This is a genomic window from Nocardia gamkensis NBRC 108242 (genome assembly GCF_001612985.1).
In the GTDB taxonomy this organism is placed as follows: domain Bacteria; phylum Actinomycetota; class Actinomycetes; order Mycobacteriales; family Mycobacteriaceae; genus Nocardia; species Nocardia gamkensis.
Map to the genome: position 1 here is coordinate 1 of NZ_BDBM01000061.1, position 17,176 is coordinate 17,176.

Annotated in this window: 10 protein-coding genes; 6 read left to right on the forward strand and 4 right to left on the reverse strand. The window is 61.6% G+C overall.

The window, feature by feature from the left end:
* Positions 1–97: 97 nt before the first annotated feature.
* Genes NG1_RS30895 through NG1_RS30905 form a run of 4 tightly spaced genes read left to right on the forward strand, consistent with a single transcriptional unit; the run spans position 98 to position 7,204 of the window.
* On the forward strand, positions 98–1,606 hold the full coding sequence (locus NG1_RS30895; RefSeq protein ID WP_062976736.1) for a type I restriction-modification system subunit M: 1,509 nt from the start codon (positions 98–100) through the stop codon (positions 1,604–1,606).
* Positions 1,603–3,096, forward strand: a complete 1,494-nt coding sequence (locus tag NG1_RS30900; RefSeq protein ID WP_062976738.1) for a type I restriction-modification system subunit M — start codon at positions 1,603–1,605, stop codon at positions 3,094–3,096. The genes NG1_RS30895 and NG1_RS30900 overlap by 4 nt, the downstream gene beginning before the upstream one ends.
* The gene (locus tag NG1_RS36090) at positions 3,093–4,274 is read left to right on the forward strand and encodes a restriction endonuclease subunit S (RefSeq protein ID WP_168434269.1); all 1,182 of its coding nucleotides are present in this window, start codon (positions 3,093–3,095) and stop codon (positions 4,272–4,274) included. Before NG1_RS30900 ends, NG1_RS36090 begins: the two co-directional genes overlap by 4 nt.
* Positions 4,274–7,204 carry a type I restriction endonuclease subunit R gene (locus tag NG1_RS30905; protein ID WP_062976740.1) on the forward strand — a complete coding sequence of 977 codons (2,931 nt, stop codon included), beginning with the start codon at positions 4,274–4,276 and terminating at the stop codon, positions 7,202–7,204. Before NG1_RS36090 ends, NG1_RS30905 begins: the two co-directional genes overlap by 1 nt.
* A gap of 214 nt (positions 7,205–7,418) precedes the next feature.
* Here NG1_RS30905 and NG1_RS30910 read toward each other — a convergent pair whose 3' ends face one another.
* Genes NG1_RS30910 through NG1_RS30925 form a run of 4 tightly spaced genes read right to left on the reverse strand, consistent with a single transcriptional unit; the run spans position 7,419 to position 12,317 of the window.
* The gene (locus NG1_RS30910; RefSeq protein ID WP_062976742.1) at positions 7,419–8,759 is read right to left on the reverse strand and encodes an AAA domain-containing protein; all 1,341 of its coding nucleotides are present in this window, start codon (positions 8,757–8,759) and stop codon (positions 7,419–7,421) included.
* Positions 8,749–10,275, reverse strand: a complete 1,527-nt coding sequence (locus NG1_RS30915) for a hypothetical protein (RefSeq protein ID WP_062976744.1) — start codon at positions 10,273–10,275, stop codon at positions 8,749–8,751. The genes NG1_RS30910 and NG1_RS30915 overlap by 11 nt, the downstream gene beginning before the upstream one ends.
* On the reverse strand, positions 10,272–11,426 hold the full coding sequence (locus NG1_RS30920; RefSeq protein ID WP_062976746.1) for a hypothetical protein: 1,155 nt from the start codon (positions 11,424–11,426) through the stop codon (positions 10,272–10,274). The genes NG1_RS30915 and NG1_RS30920 overlap by 4 nt, the downstream gene beginning before the upstream one ends.
* A 57-nt stretch (positions 11,427–11,483) precedes the next feature.
* Positions 11,484–12,317 carry a hypothetical protein gene (locus NG1_RS30925; protein WP_062976749.1) on the reverse strand — a complete coding sequence of 278 codons (834 nt, stop codon included), beginning with the start codon at positions 12,315–12,317 and terminating at the stop codon, positions 11,484–11,486.
* A 135-nt stretch (positions 12,318–12,452) separates the two neighbouring features.
* Between NG1_RS30925 and NG1_RS30930 the strand changes: the two genes are divergently transcribed.
* Positions 12,453–13,775 (forward strand): metallophosphoesterase family protein, encoded by a 1,323-nt coding sequence (locus NG1_RS30930; protein WP_062976751.1) that lies wholly within the window; start codon positions 12,453–12,455, stop codon positions 13,773–13,775.
* Entirely contained in the window at positions 13,772–16,951 is a 3,180-nt protein-coding gene (locus tag NG1_RS30935; protein ID WP_062976753.1) for an AAA family ATPase, read from the forward strand. Before NG1_RS30930 ends, NG1_RS30935 begins: the two co-directional genes overlap by 4 nt.
* Positions 16,952–17,176: the final 225 nt, after the last annotated feature.

Genomic DNA, 17,176 nt, shown 5'->3' on the forward strand with positions numbered 1-17,176 from the left:
TACGACGCCGGAGGGGGATGATTCGCTATGGGAGGGCCTGCGGACAATATGTCGGTGCCCTGGCCCGCAATGGTCATCGAGATCCCGAAGGAGCCCCGTGACGACCGTCCGCATATCCCTCCCAGAGCTGGAGCAATACCTCGGCAGAGCCGCTGACCTGCTACGCGGCAGCATCGATCAGGCCGATTTCAAGGCCTACATCTTTCCGCTGATGTTCTTCAAGCGGATCAGCGATGTGTATCTGGAGGAGTTCGCCGAGGCGCTGGAGGAGTCGGGAGGGGACCACGAGTTCGCCGCCTTCGCGGAGAATCACCGGTTCTCGATCCCGGAGGGCAGCCTGTGGGAGGATGTGCGCAGCCGCACCGAGAACATCGGCAATATGTTGCAGACGGCGTTCCGGGAGATCGAGAAGGCGAATCCGGAGACGCTCTACGGCATCTTTGGCGGCGCGAACTGGACCAACAAGGACAAACTGCCCGACCGCAAGCTCGCGGACCTGATCGAGCATTTCTCCACCAAGACGCTGTCCAATGCGGCCGTCCCGCCGGATGTCTTCGGCAACGCCTACGAGTACCTGATCAAACGGTTCGCCGACCAGTCGAACAAGAAGGCCGGCGAGTACTACACCCCACGCTCGGTGGTGGCTCTGCTGATCAACATCCTGAACCCGGTGGAAGGCGAGACGGTCTACGACCCAGCCTGTGGAACCGGCGGTATGTTGATCGAGGTCATCGAGCACGTGAAAGCTACCGGTGGTAGCCCGAAAACGTTGTGGGGCAAGCTCTATGGTCAAGAAAAGGTGCTTACCACCTCAGCGATCGCTCGGATGAACCTACTGCTGCACGGCATCGAGGACTTCAAGATTATCCGTGAGGACACGCTGCGCGAACCGGCGTTCTTCGCCGGTAACCGGCTCGCCCGGTTCGACTGTGTGGTGGCCAATCCGCCATTCTCCCTGAAAAATTGGGGCGAAGGGGAGTGGGTCACCGATCGGTGGGGTCGCAACAGCCTCGGTGGTACGCCGCCGAAGGGGTACGCCGATTGGGCTTGGGTGCAGCACATGCTCATCTCCGCAGCCTCCAGGAGTGGTCGTGTGGCGGTCGTCCTGCCGCAGGGCGCGCTGTTCCGCCAGGGCGCCGAGGCGAAGATCCGCACGCACATCCTCGAATCCGACGCGGTCGATGCCGTCATCGGCCTGGCACCGAACCTGTTCTACGGCACCGGTCTTGCCGCATGCGTACTGATTCTGCGCCGCGGGAAGAAGCACGACAAGCAGAACAAGGTCCTGTTCATCAACGGTGAGACGCTGTTCAAGCGCGGACGCAACCAGAACACCCTGGAGCCCGAGCACGCCGAGCAGATCCTTGGTGCATACGAAACCTTCTGCGATATCGACGGTCTCGCGCGCGTGGTCGACCTCGAGGAGATCGCCGCCAACGGGTATAACCTCAACATCCCGCTGTACGTCGCACCCGCCGACACCGAGGAGAAGGTAACGTTGGCCGAGGCATTAGCGAATCTCGAAGCAGCCCAGGCGAAAGCCACGCTGACGCGCGCTGCCCTGGAATCCGAATTGGCGAAGTGGGGATTGGGGGCCTCGGCATGACGGCACGTATCAGCCAGCGGGAACTGGAGTCCTACCTGTGGGGCGCGGCCATCGTACTGCGCGGCCTCATCGACGCGGGAGATTACAAGCAGTACATCTTCCCGCTGGTCTTCCTCAAACGAATCTCGGACGCCTACGACGAAGAGCATGCGGCCGCCGCGAAAATCTATGGCGACGACGAGCTCGCGGACCTCCCCGAGAACCACCGGTTCGCCATCCCCGACGGCTGCCACTGGAACGATATCCGTTCCGTGACACGCAATATCGGTGCCACGATCTTGTATGCCATGCGGGAGATCGAATCGGCGAACCCGGACACCCTGCCTGGCGTCTTCGGTGACGGAGACTGGGGCAACAAGAATCTCCTGCCCGACTCCACCCTCGCGGACCTGATCGAACACTTCTCCACTCGTACCCTGACCATCGCCAACCTCCCCGAAGACGAGCTCGGCAACGGGTACGAGTATCTGATCAAGAAGTTCGCCGACGACTCCGGCCACACTGCCCAGGAGTTCTACACCAACCGCACCCTCGTCCACCTCATGACGATGATGCTGGAACCGCAACCAGGCGAATCGGTCTATGACCCGACCTGCGGCACCGGGGGCATGCTCATCTCGACTGTCGCCGAGGTGAAGCGCCAGGGCAAGGAGTGGCGCAACCTGCGTCTGTACGGCCAGGAACTCAACTACGGTACCTCGGCCATCGCGCGGATGAACCTGTTCCTGCACGGCGTGACGGATGGGCATATCGCACACGGAGACACGTTGTCGCAGCCGGCTTTTCACGATGCGGCAGGCCGGTTGCAGACCTTCGATGTAGTCCTCGCCAACCCGCCGTACTCGATCAAAGCGTGGAATCGGGGCCTGTTCGCCAAAGATCCTTACGGGCGTCAACTTTGGGGTGTTCCACCGCAGAATGCAGCCGACTACGCCTTCATCCAGCATATTGCCGCAAGTCTCGATCGCCGTAAGGGACGTGCGGCAATCTTGTTGCCGCACGGCGTATTGACCCGTGTCGGTGAGGCGCAGGTTCGTGCGGCGATGGTTGAGTCCGACATCGTCGAAGCGGTGATCGGGTTGGCGCACGGGCTCTTCTACAACTCGAGCATGGAAGCGATCGTGTTGGTACTCAACGTCAACAAATTGCCGGAACGCCGCGGGAAGATACTGTTCATCGACGCCAAGAACGAGTATTTCCGCGAGGGGCGCCAGTCCTTCCTCAGCGAGGATCACCAGTCGAACATACTTGAGGCGTTTCGAACGTTCGACACACGACCCGGATTCGCCACAGTCGCCGACAACGAGCAGATCCGCTCGAAGAGCCACAGTCTGGCTATCCCTTCATATGTCAACGGTGCGGATCGGTCTTCCGAATCGGGTGCGACGACTGTTGCCGCAGCCGTGGCGGCATGGCGGGAGAGCGCCGTACGTGCGGACAACGCGGGTCGAGAAGTTCTCGCTCTGATGTCCGGGGGAATCGGAAAATGAATCTTAAACTCGACAAATCGGGGTGGAAACGTGTTCGTCTGGGTGACGTCGTCCAGCGGTCACGTAAACAAGCTGACCCTGCTGAGGCGGGAATAGAGCGTTACGTCGCGGGTGGGCACATCGACAGCGAGTCGATGGTGATTCAACGCTGGGGCGACGTCGGCGATGGACAAATGGGCTCCACATTCAGGTATGTGTTCGAGCCGGGACAAATCCTTTTCGTATCCGCACGACCGTACTTGCGTAAGACCGGCGTCGTAGATTTCTCCGGAGTTGTTGCCGATAAGACATACGTTCTCGATGCCGATCCCGACAACGGTCTACTTCAGAACTTCCTTCCGTGGGTCTTGTCCTCCGACCCCTTCGTCGAATACGCGACTGCTGAGGCGACAGGCTCGATGAACCCGCGCCTGCTATGGGGGCAATTCCAGCAGTACGAGTTCAAACTTCCGTCTTTGGACGAGCAGAATAAGATCGCCGACCTGATTTGGAGAGTGGAAAGTCATCGGGTCCAGCTACGTGCGTCTAGAAATGTGATGCGGGCAACTCGGTTATATTTCGTAGACCAGGCCATCGGTCGTGCGCTGAAAAACCGGGCGGTGCCGCTTGCGCGAGTCGCTGAAATCAGGGGGGGAATTCAAAAGGGTAAGCGAACGTCCGGAGAAGTGGTTGATCGGCCTTACGTTCGTGTTGCCAACGTTCAGGCGGGGGAGATCGATCTCGCCGACGTCAAGACGATCTCGGTGTCAGTTGCCGATGCTGAACGCTACGCCCTGAGGGATGGAGATGTTCTCATGACGGAGGGCGGCGATATCGACAAGCTTGGTCGTGGCGCTGTATGGCGTTGTCAAATCCCTCAATGTCTTCATCAAAACCATGTCTTCGCCGTACGAGTGAGCGAGCCGAGTGTGTCACCATACTGGATCAGCCTTCATACCGAGTCGACCCATGGACGTGCCTACTTTAGAGTGGCAGCCAAGCGTACGAGTAATCTGGCATCTATTAATAAAACCCAAGTTTCGGAATTTCCTATCGGAATACTTGAGGGTGAAGACCAACTTAACGCACTGTCGACAATAGACAGGCTTGATTCTGCCATGACGGATCTGGATACCGAATCTGTAACACTTACTGCATTGCGCACAGTAGTTCTGACTGAAATCTTCGGAGATAGCTAATGGCTCAGTTCAACGAAGCCAACACCGTCCGCGACTTCATCCGCGACATCGTGGAATCGCCCCACGTCCAAGTCGTACCCGGTTCCGAACTCCCACGGCGCACTGATGAAGTCATGCTCGAGAGCCGGGTCAAGGAGGCTTTGGTCGACCTCAATCCCGAGGTGGACGAATCCAAGGCCGAGCAGGTGCTGTACCACTTGCGCGCCATCCTTCTCTCCGCACGCAACAGCAGGCATCCGGTGGTCGCAAATGAGGAGTTCATGGCGTGGCTGACTGGGCAGAAGTCGATGCCGTTCGGGCCGAGCGGGGAGCATACGACGGTTCGGCTGATCAATTTCGACTACCCCGAGGATGACTCGTCGAATCAGTGGATCATCTCGACTGAAGTCACCTTTAGACAGGGGAGGGCTGAGAAGCGCTTCGATCTGGTGTTGTGGTGCAACGGTTTTCCACTCGTTCTCGGCGAGGCGAAGTCGCCGACCCGGTCGGCCTACACGTGGATCGACGGGGCTGCACAGGTCCATGCCGATTACGAACAGACGGTGCCGCAGTTCTTCGTCCCCAACGTGTTCTCCTTCGCAAGTGAAGGGAAGGACTTCCACTACGGCACCGTGGGAATGCCGATCGAGCTGTGGGGGCCGTGGCGCGAGGAGGTGCCCGGCGAGGATGCACCGGCCAAGTTCGGACTGGTCGCGGTGCGGGAGGCGGCCGAGGGGGTTCTGAAACCCGCTGCGGTACTGAACTTTCTGCGGTTCTTTACCCTCTACGCGACCGACAAGCAGCACCGCAAAATCAAGATCATCGCTCGGTTCCAGCAGTTCCAGGCGACCAATCTCATTGTCGAGCGCGTGTTGCGTGGCACGATCAAGCAGGGCCTGATCTGGCATTTCCAGGGATCGGGAAAGTCGCTGCTGATGGTTTTCACCGCGCTTAAGTTGCGCGCGATGGCCGCATTGACTAATCCGACGATCCTGATCGTGGTCGACCGCATCGATCTCGACACTCAGATCACCGGGACCTTCAACGCCTCCGATGTGCCGGGCCTCGAATCAGCGGATTCCCGCGCCGACCTGCACACCATGCTGAGCGGAGGTGCACGTCGGATCATCATCACGACGGTTCAGAAATTCGGTGAGGCGCCGGGTGTTCTGGATACTCGTCATAACATCATCGTGATGGTCGACGAGGCGCACCGATCGCAGGAGGGCGACTACGGCCAGAAGATGCGCGAGGCGCTGCCGAACGCGTTCCTGTTTGGCCTGACCGGTACGCCGATCAACAAGCGCGACCGCAACACGTTCATGTGGTTCGGGTCGCCCGAGGATGAGGGCGGCTACCTGTCGCGGTACTCCTTTCATGACTCGATCCGTGACGGTGCCACGCTCCCATTGCATTTCGAGCCGCGATTGTCGGAGATCCACATCGATCAGGAGGACATCGACGCCGCCTTCGAGGAACTGGTCGCCGACCGTGGCCTGTCGGAGCAGGAGAAGATCACCCTCTCGCAGAAGGCGGCCTCGATCGAGGTGCTGATCAAGAGTCCCTCGCGAATCGCGAAGATCGCCGCCGATATCGCCGAGCACTTTCGCACGAGAGTTGAGCCGTCGGGATTCAAGGCGCAGGTGGTTGCCTACGACAAGGCGTGCTGCGTTGCCTACAAGGCCGAACTCGACAAACATCTGGGACCGGATGCTTCGACGGTCGTCATGTCGAAAACCCGTGGCGACTCCAACGACTGGGCACAATGGACACCCGCCGCAGACCAACTCGAGCAAATTCTCACTCGGTTCAACGATCCCGCCGATCCGCTGAAGATCATCATCGTCACCGCCAAGCTGCTCACCGGGTTCGACGCACCGATCCTCTACTGCCAGTATCTCGACCGGCCGCTGAAGGAGCACACACTGCTGCAGGCCATCACTCGCACCAACCGGGTGTATCCGCCTGCCAAGACACACGGTCTGATCGTCGACTACCTCGGTATTTTCGACGACGTCGCCAAATCGCTGGCCTTCGACGAGAAGGCGGTAGAGCGGGTCGTGTCGAACATCGAGGAATTGAAGAATGAGCTTGCGCCGGCCATCGCGACTGCACTGGCCTTCTTCCCGGGGGTCGATCGAACAGTCGGCGGGTACGAAGGTCTCGTCCAGGCTCAGTCCGCGATCGCGGACGATGACACTAAAGACGCGTTCGGCCGGGTTTACAGCATCGTCTCCCAGTTGTGGGAGGCACTGAGCCCCGATCCGATCCTTACTTCCTTCCGCGACGATTACCGTTGGCTCACAGATGTTTACGAGTCGGTGCGGCCTTCCGACATCACCGGCCGTCTGGTGTGGCATGCGCTCGGGGCCAAAACCATCGATCTCATCAACGAGCATGTACGGGTCGAGATTCCGCAGAGCTCCGAGGAGATCGTGCTCGACGCGGCGACCATCGAAGATCTGATGCAGGGCAAAGGGCCCGATGTGTCGAGCGAGGAGATCGAAAAGCAGATCACCGCACGTATCGCGCGTCACCTCACCAACCCGGTCTTCGTCGAACTTGGTCAGCGTCTCAACGCGCTGCGCGAAAAATACGCCGGCATCCAGCAATCCAGCCTTGAGTTTTTGCGTGATCTGCTGGAGTTGGCCCGCGACACGGTGGCGGCGGAAAAGGCTGCCGAGCAGGTCCCGCGCGAGGAGCAGGGGCAGGCAGCGCTGACCGAACTGTTCGAGGCGCTGGAAACCGACGAGACACCCATCATTGTCGGCAATGTGGTGAGCCGGATCGACGAAGTGGTGCGGGGTGTCCGCTTCGACGGCTGGCAGGACACGATCCAAGGCGACAAGCAGGTTCGTCAGGTACTGCGCCAAACCCTCTACATACAGTTCAAGATTCGGGACAGCGATGTGTTCGACAAGGCGCTCGGTTACGTGCGCGAATACTACTGACGGTGTGTTCGAGCGTATTGGATAAACATGGAGGAGAGAAGGAGGGCACGACACCCGGCGACCCGTTCCCAATGTAGATGAATGGGAATAATCTGACTTCGTGCCGTGTGGGATCATTTTATACTGCATTCTGTAGGGTGAAGTCACCCGGCGGCAGTCCGCGCGGCACCCGAGTCACGTCAGCACCCGAGCCGGTTGGGAATGGTGATGGCAGTCATGCTCCTATCCGGTGCTGGGTGAGGTGAGCCATGACCACCTGGTTCGCTTGCCAGCCGTCAGGGAATTTCGCCGGCACCGAGAGGTGGATCGGCTCGGTTGACGGGTGGCTGTCCAGTAGGTCGGTGATTCCTGCTCGGCCAACGACGATGCAGGCCTGGCGATGCCGAGAGGTCAAAACGCACAACCGGCCGGACTCGAGGTGGAATGAGGTCGCATCACGTCTGCCTGACAGCGGGTGCATCACGATGACGACCTCGTACTCGCGCCCCTGAAGCCGGTTGGCGTTGTCGACGGTGATCTCTCGGGCAGCGGGGTTGTTGGATCGACTCAGCGCGGCTCGGATGAGGTCGGCTTGGTCGCGGTGCGCCACTCCGATCGCGATGTCGGTGGCCTGGAGCTCGCGACCGTCAGGCTCGCGTTCGCAGTATCCGGTGGCGCCACGGTCGAGCAATCTGGTGGCGAGCTGTGCCGCGGATTGGACGGTCTCGCCGTCTGTTCGGGGGACATGTCGGCGGGGAAGTTCATGGTAGGCCCAGCCTGTTGCAGCCGCCATCTCGAGTGTCTCGTCGAGTGCGCTGGAGCCGAAACTCCTGGTTCGGAACTGTAGGGATCGTGTGCGTTCTGTCGTGCCGGAGGTGAATTCGACCCGTGGATAGAATGCTTCCTGGATCGTACGCGAAGCGGACACGGGGAGGCGCCACGACACCGGCAGCGTGTGCACGGGAGTGCGTGGATTGTGCTGCAGCATGACGCTGACGCCGTTCTTGGTCGGGTCGTGCGGCAGGCCTGTCCACCGCTCTGTTTCCGCGATGGTGAACGGATCAAGCTGCCCGGGGTCGCCCACGAACAGTCCTCGATCGAACCGTTCGACAATCTGCAGGAGTTTGTCGGAGCGCATCTGGTACGCCTCATCCAGGATGGCCCAACCGAACTGGCCGTCGCGAACCACCGCCCACTTGGCGGACGTGCCGACGACGATTCGGCACGCGGACAGGGCAGCGAGGCTCGTATCGATGGTGCAGGCACCTGCAGTCTCGGGCGACGGCCGGTACTCGCCGCCGCTAAGTCTGCCGATCGGAATTCCTGGGTGTGCTCGAGCCAGACGAAGGATGAGGTCGTCGACCTGGTTGTTGGTCTGTGCCACGATCATCGGACGTTCGTTTCCGGCAACGAGCTCGCCCGCAGCGCGTACGACGAGCGTGCTCTTGCCGGCTCCGGGTGGTGAGTCAACCACGACTGCCCGGTGATCAGAGTTGGCTAGATCGGTCATGATTCGGTCCGTGACCGCTGCAGCCCGTGTAACAGGATCGGCGTCGATCAGGTGCTCAGTCGTCATCGCCCCACTCCTCTGTGTTCGCTGTGATGGAATTCGAGATGTCGAGATCGGGAGCCGTCGTATCGGTGTGTGTCCACAGCGCTGTCTCAGCAGATGGGAATTGGGGTATGGGTCGCCAGCCTGGATCCGGAAGGTAGGCGACGGTCTGGCCGACCTCGGGGACCGACCCGAACTTCGGTTTGGCAGGCGTGCCCATGCCGCCGACGACTTCGACGGTGACGAGGCTGGAGTCGGCCTTGAGTTCTGTTGTGATGATCTTGGCCTTGTGGCCGTCCGGCATGGTGGGGCTGATCAACTGGGTTTCATCTGTGAGTCGGGTGGGATCGAGTGTCCGGATGAGGAAGCGAGGCCGCAAAATCCGACGATTGTTGTCGCTGATGACGACTCGGTTAGGTTCTGCAGCTTCAACGATTCCGGCGAACGCTTCGCCGATGCTTCGTCGGTCGGCGAGTACGAAGGGGTCGTCGAAGGCCTTGTCAGCTTCGAACTCTTCGATGGCCCGTTCATGTCGGCTGAGTCGTCTTGCGGCTCCTACTGCGTTGTCTCGTGCACGCTGGGGCAGGGCGGTACCAGCGTCCTGGTAGTCGGAGAAGGCGGTGAACGTTGCGCAGTCCGATTCGAAACGTTTTGCCGCGCTTGGCGCCTCGGGGACACTGCTCAGTTGAGCGACCGCGTCCCACATCGTTCGCCACGTTGGTTTGATCTGTTCGCCGATGAGGTCCTGAAGTTCCTGCCGCGCGGCGTTGATGGCATCCACATTTCCGGACTGCCGCGCGGCATCGAAGTTCCGGATCGCCGGCTGCAGCTGTCGATTATCGAATTCCGGAGACGTCGACGGTCCGGCGGGTGGGCAGATGACCGGGTTTTCGGCGTCGAGAAGGGCCTGCTCGACACTGACGTTCTGAGGCGGGGCGATCCAAGCCATGACGGAAGCCAGGTTTTGGTCCTCGAAGGTGCTCTGACCAGTGGCCCAGTGTTCAGTAAGAAGATCGGTGATGGCCAGTAGCATCGAGGTTCCGGCTTGCTCCGCGGAGTCGGTCAGGGCTGTAAGCCATGTGCCCAGCTCAGGCACGACCGCGGGGACTGGATAGTCGCCGGTTGTCTTGCGGAAGCGGCAGGTACGCCCCAGATCCTTCAGCGCCTGGATCCCACCACGGTTGGGCACCAGAATCTGCGGGGCGGTAACGAAGTGAGATCGCGGCCCGCCGCCTTTCGTGCGAATCTCGCGGCGGTTTGTGCGGAACTCGTTAATGTACTTCATCACGACGCTGCCGAATTCAGCAGCGAAGATGAAACGCTGATCAGGATTGCGGGGCTGACCCACGATGATCAGTCGTGCCGACCGCTTCGCGGATCCGACCATCACCGCGAGCGGTGACCCAGCCTCGCCGGCCATGACTAGCGGGATAACTACCAGTGGTTTGGCTGAAAGTCGTCGGTGGCGAAACTTCGTGATGGGCACTGCCCTCATCGATTCCATCGCTTCGAGGCGCGCCAGGGCCGAGACCTTGCTCATCGCCCGCCCCTCGTCGAGGTACCGCCGATGTCGACCAGTTCGGCGCGCAGCCGCGCCGCGTGTCGCAGCGCGACAGCTATCTCGACCTGTTCTTGGTTCGGCTCCAGTTCGCCGCGCGCGAGCCCCAATGCCATGGTCATGGTGTCAATGCCGCCCAAGGGCTCGGTGACCGCTGGTCCGAGGACATCGAGACTTCCGCAGGCCCGTGCCCGCGACCGGCAGAAGAAGGCCATTTCGCAATGGCTGAGGCAGTCCGGACGGTACGCGGCCGGCACGGAGTCGAGCGCTTCCAACAGTTCGGACTGCGGACGTTGAGGATGTCCGTCCTCGTCTTTGTCCAGGTCGAATGTCGTGCCTTCAGGCAGCAGGTCGAGCTGGTTGCCGATGCGTTCGATTCGGTCGAGCTGCCGGGCGAGGTTCTTCACCTGGTTCCGCGCGTCGACAAATGCGCCGGTCGGTCGGTTGGTGAAGTTCTTCGGCCCGATGAGGACGATCTTGTCGGACACGACGTCGGGGTTGATGTCGGCGGCCGCGAGCATCGTGCGGAGTGCGAGGATGTAGGCGCATGCCTGGGTGGTCGCGGACTTCACCAGTGCGGGGTCAGCCTGTCCGTCGACGACCGGAAAGCTCTTGATCTCCACGACGTAGAACTTGTCGCCGAACTTGAACGCGACCAGGTCCGGCTCGAGGAATACGAACTGGCCGCCGACCTCCAACCGCAGTAGCGGATGGTCGTACAGGGTGCCATCTCCATCGCCCCGGGCGGCACCGACCAGCGCTTTTTCGGTCTCGTTGTGACGGACGGACGGTGTGCTGACCCCGCCGATGTCATTGAGATCCCGGTACCCGACCTGCGGAATGGGGAGGTCGAGGACGTCTCGGAGTACGCGCAGCAGTTCGGCGCATCCGTTGGCCTTCACCATCTTCTCGAAGTTGTTGCCGCGGGTGATGGCGAAGATGGACTGGCCGAACTGAGTTCGGTACCCAGCATGTTCCGCGATGTCCTTCTTGTTGGAGCCGGAGGCGTCCAGGACCGACCGCAGGGTGCAGCGTGGATTGTTCTCGAGCGCGGCCAGTGACCGAGCGTTGAAGTTCAGACGGGTCGCGGACCCACGCAACGCGTCCAAACGGCTGTCAGGAGCTACCTTCACGGCAGTGTTGTTCCTTGAGGAGAAGGGGCAGAAGGGTCTATCAGGGTTGTTCCTGTGTCAGGAGTCGGCTTGCTCGAGCCGGGCCTGTCGCAGCGGTGCGCCGAACAGTTGCTGTTCGTCGTTCAGTTGCTTTCGTGCGCGTCGCGCGGACGCGGTTCTGGCCGCGTGATCGGCGTCTGAGTGAACTTCCAGTTCGGTGAGGGCCGCGTCGATCACCTGGTCCAGATCCTTGACGACGAGGCTCGCCTCCGGCGGCATCGCGTCGGGGATGTTGGTCGCGAACCGCCACAGCAAGCGCATCGCGGCGGGCGTGGGTTCCGAACCAGCTGTTCGTATCCCACGAATTGCCTCGGCGATTCGAATCGCGCCGGTAAGAAAGTTCACCCGCGGCGAGAGTGGGCCGACGATGCGTTGCTCGAGCGACCAGGTGCTGATCGTGAGCAATGCTCTGGCCGGCGACAGAAGCTCGTGGTTGAGTGCCGGGCACAGGTAGTAGGGGCGAGCGCCGGGAGCAGCACGGTAGGACCGCTCTTCGTCGCGGCGAAGACTCGACAGTTTGGCTGTCGTCAGGTCTCCAGGGAAGAACGCGTCGTGGACGTCGACGATGAGCTTCGGCGCGGCGGGTGTCTGGAGGAGCATCAACGCTCGCTGTACGTGCTCGCGAGCAGGTAGCGTCGTTGATGGGGGTTCGGCCGATGTCGGCTGGCCCGGCATGGTGGCCGACTGGGCCGGTTCGTCGGTCTCCAGCAGTGCATCCCACGCACGTTCTGTTCGGCGAAGTTGCGCTCGGAGTTCGCCGACCCGCTCCGTGTCGCCGGCGGCGGATGCATCGCGGATCGCGCGCCGCAGCTCGGCGATGCTCTTGTCCAACTCGTCCAGCGGGTTGCTCATAGCTTTGGAGACTACCAGAGTTCCAGATGTTTTCCCGATATTCTCCCGAGTGTGGTGTAGTCTCGGTGTCGCTCGACTCCACTCGACCGCGGCGGCGCATGGGATGCCCGCCCGTTACCTTCTTCGGAGAACCCCGTGACAGCACGCGTGTTCCACACCTCCGATTGGCATTTGGGGCGCCAAATCGGACGTCATCGACGCGACGCAGAGTTCGACGCCGTACTGAATGAGATCGTAGGTATCGCAGCTGATTTCGCTCCTGACGTGATCGTTCACAGCGGAGATCTATTCGACGGTCATCGACCCAGTTTGGACGACATGCGCCGTGCCGCGCTGGCACTTCGACGGCTTGGCGACATCGCACCCGTGGTAGTCGTCGCGGGCAACCACGACACCCGGCACGTCCTGTCGTTCCTGGAGTTCATGATCAGCGACCTGGGCACCCGTACATGCACGGAATCCAGGGTGCGATTCGCGACCGACGCTCGTCCCGACGGCCTGCTGATCGCCGAGTATCCAGCAGCGCAAGGGGAATTGACGGTTCGGGTGGGTGGGCTGCCGTATCTGCACCCTAACCGGTTCGCCTACGACTTCTCTGACCCAGCGACAGCGACCGCGACCTACGCCGAACGGATGCGGGCCGTGCAGGCCGACGTCTACCGTTGCCTCGCTCACGACCGTGGTCCTCGGGACGTACTGGTGTACGCCGCGCACCTGTTCGTTGAGGGTGCCACGCCGTCGCATTCCGAGCGGAAGATCTCCATTGGGCCGGACTTCGCTTCGAGTGCAATGGGGCTGCCGAAGGTCGACTATGGTGCGCTCGGTCATATCCATAAGCCACAACGAATCGATGGAGTCGGCTTCAGCGCGCGCTACGCGGGCAGTCCGCTTCAGATGGACTTCGGTGAGATAAGGGACACCAAGAGCGTGGTTCTCGTTGAGATCGCGCCTGAACGGGAACCTCGAATCGAGCTCGTGCCACTGGAGTCAGGCCGCCGCCTGGTGAGGCTCGCCGGAACGATGGATCAGATTAGGGCGGATGCGAGTCGAGTCGGCGATGCGTGGGTGAAAGTCAGCGTCCAGGCCGACAGCCCCGTGCTCGGACTCTCGGAATCTCTCTCCGAGATGCTGCCCAAGGCGACGATCGTGGGGATCGACGAATACCGGCCAGGGGCCGAAAAGCAGATCATGGACAGGACCACGACTGCCGACGACCTCCCCAGTGTCGAAGAGATCCTGCGCGAGTACCTAGCAGACGGTCGCGTGGCAGGGCGAGCGCTGGACCACGTCATGGCCACTCTCACTGACATTCAAGCCGACCCTGACCCCGCCGATGGCACGGGCTGCTGCGAGATGAGCCTGCTGGCTGCCGCGATAGACGGCCATACCCCAGAGAACATCGACCGCGCCGGCGTCCTGACAACCGGACACACGACAGATTCGGAGGCACTGCGATGAAGCCGGTCACGCTCTCCATGAAAGGGTTCCGCAGCTACCCGGAATCCGCGACCATCGACTTCGCTGGCAAGGGCTTGACCGCGGTACTTGGTGACACTGGAGCCGGGAAGAGCAGTATTCTCGAAGGGGTTACCTTCGCGCTGTTCAACAAGAGTTCGTGGGATGGCCGAGAGACGAAGCCTCTCATCGCCGACAAGGCCAGCGTCGGCAGCGTGGAACTCACCTTCATCCACGGTGGCGTCCGCTGGCGGGTGCACCGCACAATTCATGCCACCAATCCCAATGCCGGGCGACACCACCTGAAGAACCTCGATACCGGCGAAGAAGTCGACGGCGCTACGGCGGTGACCAAGCGCATCGAAGGCATCCTGCAGCTGGGCTACGACACGTTCCTTCGAGTGGGACTGCTGCCACAAGGAAAGTTCGACCAGCTTCTGACCTCGAAGGCGAGCGAGCGCAAGAGGCACCTCCGTGAGCTGTTCGGGGCGGAATCGCTGGTGAAGGTCCAGGAAACCGCCCGGGACAGGGCGACGGAACTCGCAAAGCTTCTCGCAACAGCGACGGAGAAACGCAAGGGCATGTGGCCGGATCCGGCACAGACCGCAGCGGAATACGGCTCGAAGGCCTCGGTCGCTGAAGCATTGGCGGACCAACTGGACACGACCATCGGCACGATATCCGCACTGCAGGAGACGGTTTCGGCGGCTCATGCGGCAGCAATCGCGGCTCGGACTGCCACCGACAACCTCGCCGAAGGGATTGTGCACGAGGCGATCCCCACCCTGGACAAGCTCGGACCGATCGCCGATAGAATAGGGCAACAACGGGCATCGCTCGAGGAGAGCGCTGCCGAGATCGACACTCGTGAGCAAAGTCTGGTCGAGCAGATCCGACTGCGCGAACAGGCAGGTGAGGGCCTTAGTTCGTTGGGCAACGCCGAAGGGATCTTGGCGCGCCTCGTTGAGCGCGCTGAAGGTCATCGCCAGGAGCAGCGAAGCCTCGACGACCGCACGACGAGCCTGGCCGAGGAGTCCAGCCAAATCGCTGCCGATGAAGCCGAATTGAACGAGCGGAGCGAGAAAACTCAGCCACTCATCGACGCCGCCGACACGGCCGCCGCAGTCGGCGACGACGTCCGCAGCCGCGCCAACGAACTCCGAATGAAAGTCCGCGAGGCGCTCGAGGCGGCCTTCCATGTCGCCGAAACAACCAATGCGCGGCAGGAAGCCAACGACGAACTGGCAAGGGCCAATAAACTGTTCGCAGATCTCACGCAGGAACTCGTGGCCGCCAAGGACGCGGTCACCCGCGCGGAGGCGCGAAAAAGTGCATTGGAACTGCAGAATCGGGCCGCACTGATCGCCGCGGACATCCATCCCGGAGACGATTGCCCGGTCTGCCACCAGCAAGTACCGGATCCCTTCGAAGCGGGCGGGACCGCGACCTCGGACGAGATCCGCAAGGTCCAGACGGCGCTCGGCGAGGCCACGGCGCTGCGGGAGAAGATCAGCGACGACATCGCCGATGCCAAAGCCGCAGTCGCATCCGCTGAACGGACAGTCTCGATCAGTGCGAAGAAGCACCGTGACGCGGAGCTCGAAGCGCAACGATCCGCCGACGCGTCGTGCACGCAGCTCAAAGAGTTCGCCGCCGCAGCCGGCGAAGTCGGTGGACACTTCGACGCAGCCGCATCCTGGGCGACGCTCACTGCCGCTCTGCAACTCGCCGTTCTGCCCAGCGACTCGGCACCGTACAAGACTGCGGCAAACCCAATTATCGAGGCGATCGCCACATGTGAGACGGCGGTCGCAGCCGACGTCAACCTGCGGCGCGACAGAGCGTCACAAGCCACCATCGGCATCGACGCCGACCGCAAGGCGCTAGTCGACCGACAGAAGGCCCATATTTCGCGTGTCGACGAGGTTCAACAAGCGGAGGCCCGTGAGAACGCGGCGGTCGCCCTGACCGCAGCCGAGATCAACGGCCTGCCCGTCGGTCCCCGCAACATGCTGCCGAGCGAAGTGATCGACATCACTGCTGATTCTGTTCACGAGGCAACCACAGCAGTCGCCGCCTCGAAGGCTGAGATGGAGAGTCTGACCGAATCCCTCGAACGGGTACGCCGAGAGGCTGCTGATGTGCTCAATCAGCAGCGCCGACTGGACCAGGAAGTCAACCAACTTCTGGACAATCCGCTGTCGGACCTGCGCAATGCGCTGGGCAACTGGGCAAGAGCGTTAGGTCGCGCGGTTGACTATCTCGAGGATGGCGACTGCCTAATTCCGGATGCCCCAAAGGGCCGCGGGATAGGTGACGCACGTGAGTTCGTCGCCAGACTGAACGACGCGACGGCTGCAGCCAACTCGAAGCTGACCGGTGCGTGCGCTGCTCACACTCTCGTAGCCAATAACGCCATCGCCAGTATCAAAGTCGAGGTGGAGAAACTGCCCGACATACCCGAGATCGCGGAGACGGTCGACTGGAACACGTCCCAGGCTGTCCGCCCGCTCATCGTCGCGATGGCGAATGCACGCAAGGATGCCGAACGGTTGCGTGCGGCACAAGGCGAGGCCACAGCGCAGGTACAGCAGGCAGCCGACCTCGACTTCGCGATCGCCGCTGGCCAGGCTCGCCACGCAGCCCTCGAAGTACTCAAGAAGGAATTGGTTGACGCAAAGTTCCTGGGCCACCTCACCACTCTCAACACCAAGACGCTCCTCGGAATCGCCAGTTCGCTGCTCGGGAAACTGACCGAGGACCAGTTCGGCTTCGCCCCCAACTGCGACATCGTCAGTCGCGGCAGTCAAGTAGCGCACAGCGCCAATCGACTGTCTGGAGGTGAAAAGTTCCTGGCCTCGTTGGCGTTGGCTCTCGCCCTGGCCGAACTGCATTCGCTCAGCGGGCCCCGACTCGGGTCTCTGTTCCTCGACGAGGGCTTCGCGACGCTGGACACCGAGGCATTGCATTCGGCTCTCGAAGTCTTACGGGCTCAGACCGGTGAGGACCGAATGGTCATGGTGATCAGCCACCTGCACGCAGTCGCGGAAGCCGTCGACGATGTGCTGTGGGTCGAGCGGCCGACGGGCGGCAGCTCGACGGCACGGTGGCTCACCGTTGATGAGCGTGATGCGCTGATCAACGCCGACCTCGCCAGCGGCCTGCAGTCGCTGACGTAGCGCGCTGATCCCGCGGCGTACGGTCTTGGAGGGTTTGTAATCTGACGTCGCCGAGGTGGCTCTGTCCGCCATCTGCGATGGCACATGTTCACGAACACCGACGGAGACACCCAACTGGCGGGTTCGATGTTTCACGAATGTCGATAGCACCAAGCCTTGATCCGTACCGCTCGTATAATGCAGCGCTGCAATGGTTGTCGAGCCAACCGTCGTCCTCGGGCCGTT